Origin of the sequence: Citrobacter sp. CK198 (assembly GCF_030333295.1) — a bacterium.
GTDB classification, from domain to species: domain Bacteria; phylum Pseudomonadota; class Gammaproteobacteria; order Enterobacterales; family Enterobacteriaceae; genus Citrobacter_B; species Citrobacter_B koseri.
In genome coordinates, this window is sequence record NZ_JAOWGE010000031.1 from 286,410 (window position 1) to 303,489 (window position 17,080).

General features: G+C 52.5%; 20 protein-coding genes and 1 other annotated feature. Of the genes, 12 read left to right on the forward strand and 8 right to left on the reverse strand.

The annotated features are described in order from the left end of the window. Positions 1 to 12 precede the first annotated feature (12 nt). On the forward strand, positions 13 to 771 hold the full coding sequence (chbG, locus tag OGY62_RS13750; protein WP_286460097.1) for a chitin disaccharide deacetylase: 759 nt from the start codon (positions 13 to 15) through the stop codon (positions 769 to 771). Positions 772 to 947: 176 nt separating this feature from the next. After that, positions 948 to 1,211 (forward strand): cell division activator CedA, encoded by a 264-nt coding sequence (gene cedA, locus OGY62_RS13755; protein WP_196050445.1) that lies wholly within the window; start codon positions 948 to 950, stop codon positions 1,209 to 1,211. 49 nt (positions 1,212 to 1,260) lie between these two features. Here cedA and tcyP read toward each other — a convergent pair whose 3' ends face one another. The 4 genes from tcyP to hxpB all read right to left on the reverse strand — a co-directional run bounded on the left by tcyP (position 1,261) and on the right by hxpB (position 5,051). After that, on the reverse strand, positions 1,261 to 2,652 hold the full coding sequence (tcyP, locus tag OGY62_RS13760; RefSeq protein WP_012132621.1) for a cystine/sulfocysteine:cation symporter: 1,392 nt from the start codon (positions 2,650 to 2,652) through the stop codon (positions 1,261 to 1,263). A gap of 132 nt (positions 2,653 to 2,784) precedes the next feature. Next, positions 2,785 to 3,387 (reverse strand): metal-dependent hydrolase, encoded by a 603-nt coding sequence (locus OGY62_RS13765; protein WP_077956894.1) that lies wholly within the window; start codon positions 3,385 to 3,387, stop codon positions 2,785 to 2,787. 85 nt (positions 3,388 to 3,472) lie between these two features. Then, positions 3,473 to 4,234 (reverse strand): 2-dehydro-3-deoxy-D-gluconate 5-dehydrogenase KduD, encoded by a 762-nt coding sequence (gene kduD / locus OGY62_RS13770; RefSeq protein WP_047457368.1) that lies wholly within the window; start codon positions 4,232 to 4,234, stop codon positions 3,473 to 3,475. Between the two features lie 148 nt (positions 4,235 to 4,382). Further along, the gene (gene hxpB / locus OGY62_RS13775) at positions 4,383 to 5,051 is read right to left on the reverse strand and encodes a hexitol phosphatase HxpB (RefSeq protein WP_012132618.1); all 669 of its coding nucleotides are present in this window, start codon (positions 5,049 to 5,051) and stop codon (positions 4,383 to 4,385) included. 148 nt (positions 5,052 to 5,199) lie between these two features. On the opposite strand from hxpB, the gene OGY62_RS13780 reads away from it, so the two are divergent. Then, positions 5,200 to 5,736, forward strand: a complete 537-nt coding sequence (locus tag OGY62_RS13780) for a YniB family protein (RefSeq protein WP_012132617.1) — start codon at positions 5,200 to 5,202, stop codon at positions 5,734 to 5,736. A 79-nt stretch (positions 5,737 to 5,815) separates the two neighbouring features. On the opposite strand, the gene OGY62_RS13785 is transcribed toward OGY62_RS13780, so the two are convergent. The 3 genes from OGY62_RS13785 to pfkB form a co-directional block, all read right to left on the reverse strand. Beyond that, positions 5,816 to 6,676: a fructosamine kinase family protein gene (locus tag OGY62_RS13785; protein WP_024130386.1), complete on the reverse strand. Its 861-nt coding sequence runs from the start codon at positions 6,674 to 6,676 to the stop codon at positions 5,816 to 5,818. A 110-nt stretch (positions 6,677 to 6,786) separates the two neighbouring features. Further along, positions 6,787 to 7,074, reverse strand: coding sequence for a type V toxin-antitoxin system endoribonuclease antitoxin GhoS (locus OGY62_RS13790; protein ID WP_012132615.1), 288 nt, complete (start codon positions 7,072 to 7,074; stop codon positions 6,787 to 6,789). A gap of 105 nt (positions 7,075 to 7,179) precedes the next feature. Further along, a complete protein-coding gene (gene pfkB / locus OGY62_RS13795) occupies positions 7,180 to 8,109 on the reverse strand; it encodes a 6-phosphofructokinase II (RefSeq protein ID WP_012132614.1) in 930 nt (309 codons plus the stop codon). Between the two features lie 287 nt (positions 8,110 to 8,396). On the opposite strand from pfkB, the gene OGY62_RS13800 reads away from it, so the two are divergent. Further along, positions 8,397 to 9,155, forward strand: coding sequence for a DUF481 domain-containing protein (locus tag OGY62_RS13800; RefSeq protein ID WP_286460098.1), 759 nt, complete (start codon positions 8,397 to 8,399; stop codon positions 9,153 to 9,155). A gap of 189 nt (positions 9,156 to 9,344) precedes the next feature. Here the strand turns inward: OGY62_RS13800 and yniD are convergent, their stop codons facing one another. Then, positions 9,345 to 9,452: a small membrane protein YniD gene (yniD, locus tag OGY62_RS13805; RefSeq protein ID WP_096753848.1), complete on the reverse strand. Its 108-nt coding sequence runs from the start codon at positions 9,450 to 9,452 to the stop codon at positions 9,345 to 9,347. Positions 9,453 to 9,756: 304 nt separating this feature from the next. On the opposite strand from yniD, the gene thrS reads away from it, so the two are divergent. The 8 genes from thrS to ihfA all read left to right on the forward strand — a co-directional run bounded on the left by thrS (position 9,757) and on the right by ihfA (position 16,996). After that, positions 9,757 to 11,685, forward strand: a complete 1,929-nt coding sequence (thrS, locus tag OGY62_RS13810) for a threonine--tRNA ligase (protein WP_071258190.1) — start codon at positions 9,757 to 9,759, stop codon at positions 11,683 to 11,685. 3 nt (positions 11,686 to 11,688) lie between these two features. Further along, positions 11,689 to 12,231, forward strand: a complete 543-nt coding sequence (infC, locus tag OGY62_RS13815; RefSeq protein ID WP_047457361.1) for a translation initiation factor IF-3 — start codon at positions 11,689 to 11,691, stop codon at positions 12,229 to 12,231. Between the two features lie 96 nt (positions 12,232 to 12,327). Beyond that, positions 12,328 to 12,525 (forward strand): 50S ribosomal protein L35, encoded by a 198-nt coding sequence (gene rpmI, locus OGY62_RS13820; RefSeq protein ID WP_001124225.1) that lies wholly within the window; start codon positions 12,328 to 12,330, stop codon positions 12,523 to 12,525. A gap of 118 nt (positions 12,526 to 12,643) precedes the next feature. Then, positions 12,644 to 13,000 carry a 50S ribosomal protein L20 gene (gene rplT, locus OGY62_RS13825; RefSeq protein WP_000124850.1) on the forward strand — a complete coding sequence of 119 codons (357 nt, stop codon included), beginning with the start codon at positions 12,644 to 12,646 and terminating at the stop codon, positions 12,998 to 13,000. 119 nt (positions 13,001 to 13,119) lie between these two features. Continuing rightward, positions 13,120 to 13,243: a sequence feature (Phe leader region), on the forward strand. Beyond that, positions 13,125 to 13,169, forward strand: coding sequence for a pheST operon leader peptide PheM (gene pheM, locus OGY62_RS13830; RefSeq protein ID WP_001386830.1), 45 nt, complete (start codon positions 13,125 to 13,127; stop codon positions 13,167 to 13,169). Its footprint overlaps the feature before it by 45 nt. 62 nt (positions 13,244 to 13,305) lie before the next feature. Continuing rightward, positions 13,306 to 14,289, forward strand: coding sequence for a phenylalanine--tRNA ligase subunit alpha (pheS, locus tag OGY62_RS13835; protein ID WP_024130384.1), 984 nt, complete (start codon positions 13,306 to 13,308; stop codon positions 14,287 to 14,289). A gap of 15 nt (positions 14,290 to 14,304) precedes the next feature. Beyond that, positions 14,305 to 16,692, forward strand: coding sequence for a phenylalanine--tRNA ligase subunit beta (pheT, locus tag OGY62_RS13840; RefSeq protein ID WP_012132607.1), 2,388 nt, complete (start codon positions 14,305 to 14,307; stop codon positions 16,690 to 16,692). Positions 16,693 to 16,696: 4 nt separating this feature from the next. Further along, positions 16,697 to 16,996 (forward strand): integration host factor subunit alpha, encoded by a 300-nt coding sequence (gene ihfA, locus OGY62_RS13845; protein ID WP_001229266.1) that lies wholly within the window; start codon positions 16,697 to 16,699, stop codon positions 16,994 to 16,996. Positions 16,997 to 17,080: the final 84 nt, after the last annotated feature.

The following is a 17,080-nucleotide window of genomic DNA, read 5'->3' on the forward strand; positions in this document are numbered from 1 at the left end:
CAGAGGTTGGGTATGGAACGCTTATTGATTGTGAATGCGGATGATTTTGGCCTGAGCAAGGGACAAAACTACGGCATTGTCGAGGCTTGTCGGAATAGCGTTGTGACGTCCACAACGGCGCTGGTCAATGGTGAAGCCATCGACCATGCGGCGCAATTGTGCCGTGACGTGCCGAAACTGGCGGTGGGGATGCATTTTGTACTCACCTTAGGGAAGCCGCTGACGGCGATGCCGGGTTTGACGCGTGAAGGGCTGCTGGGAAAATGGATCTGGCAAATGGCCGAGGAAGAGACCTTGCCGCTGGATGAAATTTCGCATGAGCTGGAGTGTCAGTATCAGCGTTTTATCGACCTTTTTGGCCGTGAGCCAACGCATCTGGACAGTCATCACCATGTGCATATGTTCCCGCAAATTTTTCCCATTGTGGCACAGTTTGCGGCAGAACGCGGCGTTGCTCTGCGTATCGATCGCCAGTCGGTGCTTAATGCTGACGATCTGCCGGTAGCGTTACGCAGCTCGCAGGGATTCAGCAGCGAGTTTTACGGCGACGCTATTGCAGAAGCGCTGTTTCTTCAGGTGCTGGATGCCTCTGCTGACAGAGGCGAAAAGTCACTGGAAGTGATGTGTCATCCGGCGTTCATCGACAATATCATCCGTCAGAGCGCCTATTGTTACCCCCGCTTGACTGAGCTTGACGTGCTGACGTCTGCGTCGCTGAAGTATGCGATTGCGGAACGTGGGTATCGTCTCGGCAGTTTTCTTGATGTCTGACTCCTGAGTTTGCGGCGCATTGCTGCGCCGCATTTTTTATGCCGTCAGCCTGACGGCGCTTGTTTTACCCGCCCGTGACCAGACGCGGTGCGATGCCATCAGCGTAAACCGCACATGCAAGGCGGGACGAACGGGGGCAAAATCAGCTAAGATAGTGTTTTTCTGATTTTTAGCATTTGCCTTTAGTGAAGCAACTGATGATGAAACCTCTTCGCCAACAAAATCGCCCGGTTATCAGCTATGTTCCACGCGTGGAGCCCGCGCCGCCAGAACATGCGATAAAAATGGACGCGTTTCGTGACGTATGGATACTGCGCGGAAAGTATGTCGCCTTTATCTTAATGGGGGAGGCATTTCAGCGATCGCCTGCATTTACCGTTCCTGAGTCGGCGCAGCGATGGGCGAATCAGGTTCGCCAGGAAAATGAGATAGCCGAATAATTCGCATAAAAAAACCGCCTGATTAAGGCGGTTTGTTCATCACGCGGGATCAATGATGTGCCAGTTCGGCATCGTCTTCACTGTCCAGAAGGGTTTTGTCCGTCTGCTTCAGCCACTGGCTGGTCAGCGTACCGGCAGTCATTGAGCCGCTCACGTTCAGCGCGGTACGACCCATATCGATCAGCGGTTCAACGGAAATCAGCAGCGCGACCAGCGTGACCGGCAGGCCCATCGCAGGCAGAACGATCAGCGCGGCGAAGGTGGCGCCGCCGCCGACGCCCGCGACACCGGCAGAGCTGACGGTCACAATACCGACCAGGGTGGCAATCCAGACCGGATCAAGCGGGTTAATACCGACAGTTGGCGCAACCATCACCGCCAGCATAGCCGGGTACAGGCCTGCACAACCATTCTGACCAATCGTCGCGCCAAAAGAGGCGGAGAAGCTGGCGATGGATTCCGGTACGCCCAGACGACGCGTTTGCGCTTCCACGTTCAGCGGAATGGACGCGGCGCTGGAGCGGCTGGTAAAGGCGAACGTCAGAACCGGCCATACTTTACGGAAATATTTCAGCGGGCTGACGCCGTTGACGCCCAGCAGGATACCGTGCACCACAAACATGATGATCAGGCCAAGATAAGACGCGACCACGAAGCTACCCAGTTTGATGATGTCCTGTAGGTTAGACCCTGCGACGACTTTGGTCATCAGCGCCAGTACGCCATATGGCGTCAGTTGCATTACCAGGCGCACCAGCTTCATCACCCAGCTTTGCAGGGTATCGATAGCGATTAACACGCGTTCGCCTTTCGGCGCGTCGTCTTTCAGCAGTTTCAGCGCCGCGACGCCGAGGAATGCCGCGAAGATCACCACGCTGATGATGGAGGTCGGGTTTGCGCCGGTCAGGTCAGCAAACGGGTTTTTCGGCACAAACGACAGCACCAGTTGCGGCACGCTGAGGTCGGCGACTTTGCCGACATAGTTGGTTTCGATGGCGTTCAGACGCGCGGTTTCCGCGCCGCCCTGCACCAGACCTTCCGCCGTCAGACCGAACAGGTTGGTGACCAGTACACCCACCAGTGCGGCAATCAGGGTAGTGAAAAGCAGCGTGCCAATGGTCAGAAAGCTGATCTTACCCAACTGAGACGCGTTATGCAGACGCGCAACGGCGCTGAGAATAGACGCGAAGACCAGCGGCATGACGATCATTTGCAGCAGTTGTACATAGCCGTTGCCGACGATGTTGAACCACTGAACGGAGTCTTTTAGTACCTGGCTGTCAGACCCGTAAACGGTGTGCAGGGCGAGACCGAAGATCACGCCCATCACCAGACCGACCAGCACTTTTTTTGCCAGACTCCACTGTTTGTGGCGAGTTTGCGCCAGCACGAACAGCAATGCAACGAACACCACGATGTTCGCGATTAATGGAAAATTCATCCCCGTTCTCCTGATTTTTTTATACGTATCGCCGTGTGACAGCGATCCTGTTGGCGCAAGGTTAGCAGAACTGTGACCGACCTCTTATATTCAAATGGAATTGTTTATGCCAAAAATGACATTTATGCTGGTTTACTCAGCAATCTGGTGATTTATAAAGCGATCGAACTGCATTTGCAGCATATTAATCATCTGCGACGACCAACGCACTGCACTGTTTTCGGGCATTGTCTGCGGCATCCAGATAGCCCACACGAATAACGCCATGCATAAAAAACGCTCCAGTTGATTGCCTTTTTGCGGAACGAGGATCGGCAGACGAAAGCGCCAGCGGCAGGGCCAGAGCAGGGGAACGCCCGCCGGGGTCAGCATATCGGCCAGAATATGGCTTAAATAACCGAGCACCATTCCTTGCAGGGCATCGGCCGGAATAATCCAGCTCTCCGGCACTTTCAGGTAGAAAAGGGCAAGCATAGCGAACACGGCGAACAGGCTGTGCGTAAACCCGCGATGGCCGAACGCGCGCGCGACAGGTTTTGATATCCATTTCAGACGCTGGCCAAGAAATGATTTTGGATGATCAATATCGGGCAGCAGGCAGGTCAGGATGGCCGAAGGGACAATATGCCACCAGTCGCCCTGAGCGAGAACCGGCGTCAATTCCGCATTTTTGGCAAACACTGCGCAGGCAATGGAAAAAAGAAGGTGGCCTTCCGCCGTCATGATAAAACCCAATAAACTGTCAATTCATACAGTATAGGGTTTTTATACAGTAGGCGGAAGAGGTGACGTTGTAACTCTATGTCACAAATGACATGAATTAGCGCGCCAGCCAGCCGCCATCAACGGCGAGGGTATAGCCGTGAACGTAATCAGACGCCGAAGAGGCGAGAAAGACAACCGGGCCTTGCAGATCGGCAGGTGTGCCCCAGCGTCCGGCCGGAATGCGGTCAACAATCTCTTTGCTGCGTGCGGCGTCATCCCGCAGCTGCTGCGTATTGTTCGTCGCCATATAGCCGGGAGCGATGGCGTTCACGTTGATGTGGTGCTCCGCCCATTCGTTCGCCAGCAACCGTGTGATGCCCAGTACGCCGCTTTTCGACGCGGTATAAGAAGGCACGCGAATGCCGCCCTGGAATGAAAGCATTGAGGCGATATTAATAATCTTCCCGCCATCACCTTGCTTCAGGAATTGCCGTGCGACGGCCTGAGAGAGAAAGAACACGGATTTGAGATTCAAATTCATCACATCGTCCCAGTCTTTCTCGCTAAACGACAGCGCGTCTTCGCGGCGTATCGTCCCGGCGTTGTTCACCAGAATGTCGATTCGGCCAAACTGTTCGACCGTTTGCGCGACAATAGCCGGGATAGCGCGTTGCTGGCTCAGGTCGGCCTGGATCGCCATAAAACGGCGTCCGAGCGCCGCCACTTTTGCTGCCGTATCGTGGGGGACTTTGCGATTAACGCCGACGATGTCGCAGCCTGCTTCCGCCAGCGCCAGCGTCATACCCTGCCCAAGCCCGGTATCGCATCCGGTCACTATCGCGACTTTACCTGCAAGACTAAACGCATCCAGAATCATGTTCACCTCGGCTATCGGTTTTTATCAGTTTTTTGCCCTGAGAAAAGGATAGAAGAGGCGGTGAAGGAATACAATAAAAAATGAAACAGTGTTTTATAAAAAAGATGTGCGTAGCAAAACGGGCAATGTCGCCACCGCCCGTCGCTATTTAACCGCGCAGATGCGCTGCGGTCAGTTCAGCCAACGAAGTCAGTTTGACGTTGGCAAGGGCAAAGCGCGGGTCGTGCTGGCCTTCTTCCGCCGGAACAACAATTGAGCGCATTCGCGCCGCTTTTGAGGCGACCATGCCGTTGACGGAGTCTTCCAGCGCAACGCAGGTTAACGGGTCAACGCCCAGTTTGGCCGCGCAATCGAGGTATACCTGCGGATGCGGCTTGCTGTAAGGCAGTTTTTCCGCAGAGGCCAGGGCATCGAAACTTTCACGCAGATCAAACATGGTCAGCACCTTTTCCAGCATATGCAGGGGGGAAGCGGAGGCCAGACCGACCATTAACCCCTGAGATTTGCACAGCGCGACCGCTTCGCGCACGCCGGGGAGCAGCGGGCGAGTTTCTTCAACCAGTGAGATGGCGCGGGTAATGATTCGGTCGGTAACCGCCTGACGGTCTGGCCCATTCCACGGTTGTTGGGCGTACCAGAGGTCAACAACCATATCGATGCGTAAACCCAGCGTATCCGGGAGTTCATGGCGGCGGGTAATATCTACGCCTAAACTTGCCATGACCTCCAGTTCAGCTTGATCCCAAAGCGGTTCGGAATCGATCAGTAGTCCATCCATATCGAAAATTGCAGCAAGAATCTGACGCGGGGTTGACATTACAACCTCTCCTTTTGAGGTGAAAACACAATGGATTAAGCGCTTATTATGGCTAATGACGTATCATAGCGCCTTTAAAGAACAGGCGAAATTGGTTATCAGCAGGTAGACTTAGGCCAAAACGACGCGTCTTTATCAAGGGGAACTCATGACGTATCAACAAGCTGGACGCATTGCTGTCTTAAAAAGGATTCTGGGATGGGTGATTTTTATCCCCGCGCTTATTTCCACACTGGTTTCATTGCTGAAGTTTATGTATGAGCACAGCGAAAAGCAGGAAGGGATTAACGCGGTGATGCTTGATTTTACTCACGTTATGATTGATATGATGCGGGCGAATACCGCGTTCCTGAACCTGTTCTGGTATAACTCGCCGACGCCGGATTTTCAACACAGTCTGAACATTGTTTTCTGGGTGATTTTTGTGTTGATTTTCGTTGGCCTGGCATTGCAGGACTCAGGTGCCAGGATGAGCCGCCAGGCGCGTTTTCTTCGCGAAGGGGTTGAAGATCAGCTTATTCTGGAAAAAGCGAAAGGCAGCGAGGGGTTGTCACGCGAGCAAATTGAGTCGCGCATCGTGGTTCCGCATCACACGATCTTCTTACAGTTTTTCCCGCTTTATATCCTGCCGGTGATTATCATCGTGTTGGGCTACGTTTTCTTTTCGCTTCTTGGATTTGTGTAGCAATGAAGAATGCCCGATAGCGCTTCGCTTATCGGGCCTGCGGTTCAGTGCATTTGTAAGCTGTCATCCGGCACAATAGCTATGCCGCCAGCAACCTTTCCATCGCTTTTTGCGCCACCACCAGGTGTTGCCCGCCAAACAGTCTCGCCCGATTGAGCAGGGTATAGAGCTGATAGATCGGCTGGCGATCCAGAAAATCCAGCGGTAGCGGAGAAACAGACTGGTAGCCATCATAGATCTGCGGAGGTTGGTCGGTATGCAGCGGCAGCATGGCCAGATCGCACTCCCTGTCGCCCCAGTAACAGGCGGGATCGAAAATATAGGGGCCATCAGGCCCAAGCGCGCAGTTTCCTGACCATAAATCGCCGTGCAGCAGCGAAGGCTGCGGCTGATGCGAGGCCAGACGCTGCTGAACATGCTCAACGATCGCATCGATATTGCCAAATGCGATGCCTTTTTCTGCCGCCAGTTCGAGCTGCCAGCCAATGCGTTGTTCGGCAAAAAATGTTGACCAGCGTCGTTGCCAGGCATTGGGTTGAGGCGTGGTGGACAGGGCGTTATCAAAATCAAGGCCAAACTGGGGCTGGTCGCTCCATTCATGTAAATGGGCAAGTTGCTGACCGAGGATAAAGGCGTTGTGGGCATCCAGAGGACGGGGAGGAAGATAATCCATCACCAGGAAACTGTAGTCTCTGTCTGAGCCCTGCGCCCAGACTTTCGGGACGGTGACGGTTTTACTGCGGGAAAGCAGCTCCAGTTGGTCAGCTTCCGCCGTAAAGCCGGGAAGGAGCTCTCTTTCATCACATTTGACGAAAAAATCGCGTCCCGCATAGCGTAAATGCCATGCGGCATGGATCTCTCCGCCGGGCAGTTCATTACGCAGTTCGATTTCGCCTTCACCTAATTGCTCGCTTAAAAGACGACTGATAGCCTGCCACATGATGTCTCTCCCCATGTTGTCTGCCAGATCATAAGGTTAGCGCATAAATGCGGTGAAAAAACACGAGCTAACGCACACCGTAGACGCGTTTTTGCACAATGGCACTGATATTATCGGTCTTTAGTCCACTCCTCCCATGTCATGACCGATATTTCTGGTTTCTTATCTAAAGCGCTTTCCGCCAGCCCGGCGGTAAGCGCGGCGATCTCATCTTCGCTCAGGGCGCTGATAAAACCAAATGTGTTGGTACCCAGTTCATGCACATGCCCTTGCTCGTCGGTCATGGTGAGCAGAAAACCGCACCGCGTCAGATGGTTGTTCAACTCGTTAATCTCTGTCAGCGAGTCTTCATGAAATTTCACGGTTATGACATAGCGGATGACATCACCACTGGCCATAAATCACCTCTTTGTAATCACATGATTTTTTAGCATAGTCGGTTAATTCGTATGCTGATAGCTTTGCCGCTGAAACCCCCTCGTAATAAGGAGGGGGATGGCCGATCACTGAGAAAGCCAGGCGTAGATTTTCTGCGTATCGTCCCGGGAACACAGACGTGTCCCTTGATTCAACGTCGCCGCGCTGCCTGCCGAGACGCCGAAACGCACCATCTCTTCCAGCGAGGCGTTTTCCGCCAGTTTTAGCGTCATTGCGCCAACCATGCTGTCGCCCGCGCCGACGGTACTTTGACTTCTGACGGGAGGGGGAACAACCTGGACGCAGCTTTCGCTATCCACCGCCAGCGCCCCCTGCGGCCCCAGAGAAACAACGACGCGGCGCGCTTTGCCGCTCTTCACGATTTCCTGCGCCGCTTGGCGCACATCGTCAGGCTGCGTGAGTTCGCGATTGACCAGCGCGCTCAGCTCTTTTTGGTTCGGTTTGACCAGTTCAATATTGCCGAGAGATAACGCCGCGTTGAGCGCATCGCCCGAACTATCAATAATGCAGCGGATGCCCTGTTTCTGCGCGGCGGCAATAAGCTGCGTCAGTTTTTCCAGCTTGACGCCGGGCGGCAGACTCCCGCTGATAACCAAAATGGCGCCGGATTCGATCTCCAGAACCTGTTCTTCAATCTGGCGAAATTCGTCATCGTCGAGTGCGGCGCCGGGCATGACAAAGCGATATTGTTCCCCGCTGGACTCCACATGAACATGCAGGTTTTGTCGCGTCCAGTCTTTGGCGTCGATGGTTACGACGGGGACGTTTTCATCGGCCAGAAGTGCGACCAGATGTTCGCCGGTCGCGCCGCCTGCGGGGAAAATCGCGGTTGCGGTTCCGCCAAGATGGGCAATCGCGCGGGCAACGTTGATTCCGCCGCCGCCGGGTTCAAAAACGGGTGATGAACAGCGAAGTTTCCCTTCGGGATAGAGTTGTGGGGTGATTGTTGCGCTATCGAGAGAGGGCGCAAGTGTTAACGTATAGATACGTATCATCTTTACCTCCTGTTAGGCTGACTTCAGTCTGGCACTGAATGCCCGGAAAGGGAAGTAATTAACAATATGATTTACTGGATATTTATTTAAAATTACCGGGAGAAAGATATATAAATAAATATCTGCTTTGGGAACTCTCTTATTCAAAAAATGAAATAAGAATTCATTGCTATGTTATTCGAGCCTTTTTATAATTTGTTACCTTTCCTGGATCGTTTGTCATTGATCCTTATGAAAGTTTCCGGGACCGTAACGGTCTCTTTTTTTGTTGTACGGACTCTTTATAAATGAAGCTTTTGAAGACAGTACCCGCTGCATTAATGTTGGCAGGGAGCGTATTTGCGTCAATGCATGCCGCTGCTGATGATTCCGTTTTTACTGTCATGGATGATCCCGCCACTGCGAAGAAACCCTTCGAAGGTAACCTGAATGCGGGCTACCTTGCTCAGTCAGGCAACACGAAAAGTTCTTCTTTAACGGCTGACACCACGATGACCTGGTACGGTGCAACCACCGCCTGGTCGCTGTGGGGGAATGCCAGCAATACATCCTCCAACGATGAACGCTCTTCGGAGAAATACGCGGTAGGCGGCCGTAGCCGTTTCAATATGACCGACTACGATTACCTGTTTGGCCAGGCAAGTTGGCTGACAGACCGTTACAACGGTTATCGTGAGCGCGACACACTGACCGCCGGTTATGGCCGTCAGTTCCTCAACGGGCCGGTGCACAGCTTCCGTTTTGAATTCGGTCCTGGCGTACGCTATGACGAACATACCGATGGCAAAACCGAGACCCAACCGCTGGGCTACGCTTCCGGTAGCTACGCCTGGCAGATGACGGATAACACCAAATTTACGCAGGGCGTGTCCGTTTTCGGCGCTGAAGATACCACCCTCAACTCAGAGACGGCGTTGAATGTCGCGATCAACGAGCATTTTGGTTTAAAGGTGGCTTATAACCTGACCTGGAACTCCGAACCGCCCGCAACGGCGCCGGAACATACCGATCGCCGCACGACGGTATCGTTAGGGTATAAGATGTAATCGCCTGCCGGGTTGTTTTAAACACGACCCGGCTTTTTAAATTAGCGTTTTTATCGCGATTGCGCGCTAAGTGAAATTATATTTATATTTTCCGTGGCGAATGCCATTCATAAAAACGCGTTGAACGTGCATATTATTGATGCTTTCTATTCATTCGCAGGAATTAACTTTCGGCGAACGCTTCGGATATTAGCCCCAAATCATCGCCGCCCAGCGGAGCAGCAACATTGCGCCGCAAATGAGGAGCAATACGACAACCATCTTCCAGTGTTTTTTGGCAAAGCGGTTTGTTGGCATCTTCTCTCTTCCTGTCAAAATCGGACTGATGCTCTCAGTGTAACAAAAGCGATGGCGCGTCAGGGAATTGATTTACATCATACAGTTCGGCGTGATTGCGGCTTTGATCGGCGGTCAATGCCGTGTACACTGTCAAACGGTGTTATCAAAAAACGGGTGTAGGTCCAGTCTCGCCATTCAGGCGGGCCGTGACATATTTCGCAGAGTGAAGCGGGAATCAGCCCATAACTTTTTGATAATTTTAAATATTGAAACTTTGTATGTGATCTTGCGTATGGGTCACCACTGCAAATAAGGATATAACATGCCTGTTATTACTCTTCCTGATGGCAGCCAACGCCATTACGACCACGCTGTAAGCCCCATGGATGTTGCGCTGGACATTGGTCCAGGACTGGCGAAAGCCTGTATCGCAGGTCGCGTTAATGGCGAACTGGTTGACGCGTCCGATCTCATTGAAAACGACGCTCAGCTGGCAATCATCACCGTGAAAGATGAAGAAGGTCTGGAGATCATTCGTCACTCCTGCGCGCACCTGTTAGGGCACGCGATTAAACAACTTTGGCCGAACACCAAAATGGCTATCGGTCCGGTTGTCGATAACGGTTTTTACTATGATATTGATCTCGACCGTACGTTAACCCAGGAAGATGTCGACGCGCTCGAAAAACGGATGCACGAGCTTGCTGAGAAAAACTACGACGTCATTAAGAAGAAAGTGAGCTGGCACGAAGCGCGTGAAACCTTCGTGAAGCGTGGCGAAACCTATAAGGTTTCTATTCTTGATGAGAATATTGCGCATGATGACAAGCCGGGCTTGTATCATCATGAAGAATATGTCGATATGTGCCGTGGCCCGCACGTGCCGAACATGCGTTTCTGCCATCACTTCAAACTGATGAAAACCGCAGGGGCATACTGGCGTGGCGACAGCGACAACAAGATGCTGCAACGTATTTATGGTACGGCGTGGGCGGATAAAAAATCCCTGAACGCCTATCTGCAACGCCTTGAAGAAGCCGCCAAGCGCGACCACCGTAAAATCGGTAAGCAGCTTGACCTGTATCATATGCAGGAAGAAGCGCCGGGTATGGTGTTCTGGCATAACGACGGCTGGACTATCTTCCGTGAACTGGAAGTCTTTGTGCGTTCTAAGCTCAAAGAATATCAGTATCAGGAAGTTAAAGGTCCGTTCATGATGGACCGTGTGCTGTGGGAAAAAACCGGGCACTGGGAAAACTACAAAGATGCGATGTTCACTACCTCTTCAGAGAACCGTGAATACTGCATCAAGCCGATGAACTGCCCGGGCCACGTGCAGATCTTCAACCAGGGTCTGAAGTCCTACCGCGATCTGCCGCTGCGTATGGCGGAATTCGGTAGCTGCCACCGTAACGAACCGTCAGGCGCCTTGCATGGCCTGATGCGCGTACGTGGCTTCACCCAGGATGATGCGCATATCTTCTGTACTGAAGAACAGATTCGCGATGAAGTGAACGCCTGTATTCGTATGGTCTACGATATGTACAGCACCTTTGGCTTCGAGAAAATCGTCGTCAAACTTTCCACTCGCCCCGAAAAACGTATCGGTAGCGATGAAATGTGGGATCGTGCTGAGGCGGATCTGGCCGTTGCGCTGGAAGAAAACAACATCCCGTTTGAGTATCAACTGGGTGAGGGCGCATTCTACGGTCCGAAAATTGAATTTACCCTGTATGACTGCCTCGATCGTGCATGGCAGTGCGGTACGGTACAGCTGGACTTCTCTCTGCCGTCTCGTCTGAACGCCTCTTATGTTGGCGAAAACAACGAGCGTCAGGTGCCGGTGATGATTCACCGCGCGATTCTTGGGTCAATGGAACGTTTCATCGGTATCCTGACTGAAGAGTTCGCGGGCTTCTTCCCGACCTGGCTTGCGCCGGTTCAGGTAGTGGTGATGAACATTACCGATACTCAGTCTGAATACGTTAACGAATTGACGCAGAAACTACAAAATGCGGGCATTCGTGTAAAAGCAGACTTGAGAAATGAGAAGATAGGCTTTAAAATCCGCGAGCACACTTTACGTCGTGTCCCTTACATGTTGGTCTGTGGCGACAAAGAGGTAGAAGCAGGCAAAGTAGCCGTGCGTACCCGTCGTGGCAAAGACTTGGGCAGCCTGGACGTAAATGAAGTTATCGAGAAGCTGCAACAAGAGATTCGCAGCCGCAGTCTTCAACAACTGGAGGAATAAAGTATTAAAGGCGGAAAACGAGTTCAAACGGCGCGTCCTAACCGTATCAATGGCGAAATTCGCGCCCAGGAAGTTCGCTTAACAGGTCTGGAAGGCGAGCAGCTTGGTATTGTGAGTCTGAGAGAAGCTCTGGAAAAAGCTGAAGAAGCTGGAGTAGACTTAGTCGAAATCAGCCCTAACGCCGAGCCGCCGGTTTGTCGTATAATGGATTACGGCAAATTCCTCTATGAAAAGAGTAAGTCTTCTAAGGAACAGAAGAAAAAGCAAAAAGTTATCCAGGTTAAGGAAATTAAATTCCGTCCTGGTACAGATGAAGGCGACTATCAGGTAAAACTCCGCAGCCTGATTCGCTTTCTCGAAGAGGGCGATAAGGCCAAGATCACGCTGCGTTTCCGCGGTCGTGAGATGGCCCACCAACAGATTGGTATGGAAGTGCTTAATCGCGTGAAAGAAGATCTGGCTGAACTGGCAGTTGTCGAATCCTTCCCTACGAAGATCGAAGGCCGTCAGATGATTATGGTGCTCGCTCCTAAGAAGAAACAGTAAGGCCTTCAAGTAGCAATTCCTGTGGAGCCTTCGGGCTTCACAGATTTTGTTCGCCTGGGTTTCGTTTATTAACAATGCGAAGTGGAAGTTATTAAAATGCCAAAAATTAAGACCGTACGCGGTGCTGCTAAGCGCTTCAAAAAAACCGGTAAAGGTGGTTTTAAGCACAAGCACGCTAACCTGCGTCATATTCTGACCAAAAAAGCGACCAAGCGTAAACGTCACCTGCGCCCGAAAGCCATGGTTTCCAAAGGCGATCTGGGTCTGGTAATCGCGTGCCTGCCGTACGCATAAGCCGTTAACGTTTTTTTTAACTTTTTTATGCCCAATAGATTTCGCATGTCGCAAGGCGGTTAACGCCGCGAAAATGTGAAAGATGAAGGGCGAATCAGAATAGATACAGGAGAGCACTATGGCTCGCGTAAAACGTGGTGTAATTGCACGCGCACGTCACAAGAAAATTTTGAAACAAGCCAAAGGCTACTACGGTGCGCGTTCTCGCGTATACCGCGTTGCCTTCCAGGCAGTTATCAAAGCTGGTCAGTATGCTTACCGTGACCGTCGTCAACGTAAGCGTCAGTTCCGTCAACTGTGGATTGCGCGTATCAACGCAGCAGCACGTCAGAACGGTATTTCTTACAGCAAATTCATCAACGGCCTGAAAAAAGCCTCTGTTGAAATCGACCGTAAGATCCTGGCTGACATCGCAGTATTCGACAAAGTAGCGTTCACCGCTCTGGTTGAAAAAGCGAAAGCAGCTCTGGCATAAGCCAGTGAAAAGAGGGAGCCTGGCTCCCTCTCTTTTATTTGTAGTGCAATCAATCAGTTGACAATTTATCCGTAACCCTTTTCAATAAAGGTTGTCCGGTTTTACCACACAAGGTAACGCAAGCATGAATGCTGCTATTTTCCGCTTCTTTTTTTACTTTAGCACCTGACTCCAGGAGGCTAGCGCGTGAAAGAAGAAACGAAAAACAGCGCGAAAAAGCCTCCTGATGGAGGCTTTTTTTGTACCTGAAATCGAGAGATTAAGTCCAACGAACCGGTGTCTTCACCGACACAATGAGGAAAACCATGTCACATCTCGCAGAGCTGGTTGCCAGTGCGAAGGCAGCCATTAACCAGGCGTCAGATGTTGCCGCGTTAGACAATGTACGCGTCGAATATTTGGGCAAGAAAGGGCATTTAACCCTTCAGATGACGACCCTGCGTGAATTGCCGCCAGAAGAGCGTCCGGCAGCCGGCGCGGTTATCAATGAAGCAAAAGAGCAGGTACAACAAGCGCTGAACGCGCGCAAAGCGGATTTAGAAAACGCAGCGCTGAATGCACGTCTGGCGGCTGAAACCATCGACGTTTCTCTGCCTGGGCGTCGTATTGAGAACGGTGGTCTGCATCCGGTAACACGTACCATTGATCGTATTGAAAGTTTCTTCGGTGAGCTTGGTTTTACCGTGGCGACTGGCCCGGAGATCGAAGACGATTACCACAACTTCGATGCGCTGAACATTCCAGGCCATCACCCGGCCCGCGCTGACCACGACACTTTCTGGTTTGATGCCACCCGCCTGCTGCGTACGCAGACTTCCGGCGTGCAGATTCGTACCATGAAAGAACAGCAGCCGCCGATCCGTATTATTGCGCCGGGCCGGGTGTACCGTAACGACTACGATCAAACGCACACCCCGATGTTCCATCAGATGGAAGGGCTGATTGTTGACACCAACATTAGCTTCACCAACCTGAAAGGCACGCTGCACGACTTCCTGCGTAACTTCTTTGAAGAAGATCTGCAAATCCGTTTCCGTCCTTCTTATTTCCCGTTCACGGAACCGTCCGCAGAAGTGGATGTAATGGGCAAAAACGGCAAATGGCTGGAAGTGCTGGGTTGCGGGATGGTGCATCCGAACGTTCTGCGCAACGTGGGCATCGACCCGGAAATCTACTCTGGCTTCGCGTTTGGTATGGGGATGGAGCGCCTGACCATGCTGCGTTATGGCGTGACCGATCTGCGCTCATTCTTCGAAAACGATCTGCGTTTCCTCAAACAGTTTAAATAAAGGCAGGGTAAAACAATGAAATTCAGTGAACTGTGGTTACGCGAATGGGTGAACCCGGCAATCGACAGCGATGCGCTGTCGGATCAGATTACGATGGCGGGTCTGGAAGTGGATGGCGTTGACGCCGTCGCCGGTGAGTTCAACGGCGTGGTTGTGGGTGAAGTGGTGGAGTGCGGCCAGCACCCGAACGCAGATAAACTGCGCGTTACGAAAGTGAACGTGGGCGGCGAACGTCTGCTGGATATCGTCTGTGGCGCGCCTAACTGCCGTCAGGGGCTGAAAGTAGCCGTTGCAACTATCGGCGCGGTTCTGCCGGGCGATTTCAAAATCAAAGCCGCTAAACTGCGCGGCGAGCCGTCGGAAGGGATGCTGTGCTCCTTCTCCGAACTGGGGATTTCCGACGACCATAGCGGCATCATCGAATTACCGACGGATGCGCCGATCGGAACCGATATCCGCGAATACCTGAAGCTTGACGATAACACCATTGAAATCAGCGTGACGCCGAACCGCGCCGACTGCTTAGGGATCATCGGTGTGGCGCGTGATGTCGCTGTCCTGAACAAAATCGCGCTGGTTGAGCCGGAGATCGCACCTGTTGCAGCCACCATCAATGACACGCTGCCGATCGCGGTTGAAGCGCCGGATGCCTGCCCGCGCTACCTGGGTCGCGTGGTGAAAGGCATTAATGTTAAAGCGCCTACGCCGCTGTGGATGAAAGAGAAGCTGCGTCGCTGCGGCATTCGTTCCATTGATGCTGTCGTTGACGTCACCAACTATGTACTGCTTGAACTGGGTCAGCCGATGCATGCCTTTGACAAAGACCGTATTGAAGGCGGTATTGTCGTGCGTATGGCCAAAGAGGGCGAAACCCTGGTGCTGCTGGACGGCACAGAAGCGAAGCTGAGCACCGATACGCTGGTTATCGCGGATCACCACAAAGCGCTGGCGATGGGCGGTATCTTTGGCGGCGAGCATTCCGGCGTGAATGAGGAAACGCAAAACGTGCTGCTGGAATGCGCGTTCTTTAGCCCGCTGTCTATTACCGGTCGTGCGCGTCGCCACGGTCTGCATACCGATGCTTCCCACCGCTATGAGCGTGGTGTGGACCCGGCGTTGCAGTACAAAGCAATGGAGCGCGCCACCCGCCTGTTGATCGACATTTGCGGCGGCGAAGCCGGTCCGGTTATCGACGTCACGAATGACGCCACGCTGCCGAAACGCGCGACCATTACGCTTCGTCGTAGCAAGCTGGATCGTCTGATCGGGCATCACATTGCCGATGAGCAGGTGAGCGATATTCTGCGTCGTCTGGGCTGCGAAGTGACTGAAGGTCAGGACGAGTGGAAAGCGGTCGCGCCGAGCTGGCGTTTCGACATGGAGATTGAAGAAGATCTGGTCGAAGAAGTGGCCCGCGTGTATGGCTACAACAACATTCCTGATGAGCCGATTCAGGCGGGTTTAATCATGGGGACTCACCGTGAAGCCAACTTGTCGCTGAAGCGTGTGAAAACCATGCTCAATGACAAAGGCTACCAGGAAGTGATCACCTATAGCTTTGTCGATCCGAAGGTTCAGCAACTGCTGCATCCGGGCGAAGAAGCGCTGTTGCTGCCAAGTCCGATCTCCATTGAGATGTCGGCGATGCGTCTCTCTCTGTGGACCGGCCTGCTGTCAACGGTGGTCTATAACCAGAACCGTCAGCAGAACCGCGTGCGTATCTTTGAAACCGGTCTGCGTTTCGTGCCGGATACCCAGGCAAATCTGGGCATTCGTCAGGATCTGATGCTGGCAGGGGTGATTTGCGGCAACCGTTATGACGAGCACTGGAATCTGGCGAAAGAGACCGTTGATTTCTATGATCTGAAAGGCGATCTGGAAGCGGTGCTGGATCTCACCGGCAAACTGGCCGACATTCAGTTCAGGGCGGAAGCGAATCCGGCGCTGCATCCTGGGCAGTCCGCGGCGATTTATCTGAAAGGTGAACGCATTGGTTTTATTGGGGTTGTTCATCCTGAGCTGGAACGTAAACTGGATCTGAACGGTCGCACTCTGGTGTTTGAACTGGAGTGGAATAAGCTCGCAGACCGCGTGGTGCCTCAGGCGCGCGAGATTTCGCGCTTCCCGGCTAACCGTCGCGACATCGCGGTGGTAGTCGCAGAAAACGTTCCCGCAGCGGATATTTTATCCGAGTGTAAGAAAGTTGGCGTAAATCAGGTAGTTGGCGTAAACTTATTTGACGTGTACCGCGGTAAGGGTGTTGCGGAGGGTTATAAGAGCCTCGCTATCAGCCTGATCCTTCAGGATACCAGCCGTACACTCGAAGAAGAGGAGATTGCCGCTACCGTCGCCAAATGTGTAGAGGCATTAAAAGAGCGATTCCAGGCATCATTGAGGGATTGAACCTATGGCGCTTACAAAAGCTGAAATGTCAGAATATCTGTTTGATAAGCTTGGGCTTAGCAAGCGGGATGCCAAAGAACTGGTCGAGCTGTTTTTCGAGGAGATTCGTCGTGCTCTGGAAAACGGTGAGCAGGTGAAACTCTCTGGTTTTGGTAACTTCGATCTGCGTGATAAGAATCAACGTCCGGGACGTAACCCGAAAACGGGCGAAGATATTCCCATTACAGCACGGCGCGTGGTGACCTTCAGACCCGGACAGAAGTTGAAAAGCCGGGTTGAAAACGCTTCGCCCAAAGAAGAGTAATCTGATCTAACTAAAAAGGCCGCTTTGCGGCCTTTTTTCTTTCCTGTGATGGTTACGCACCGTAAAATCAACATCATCCCTTTT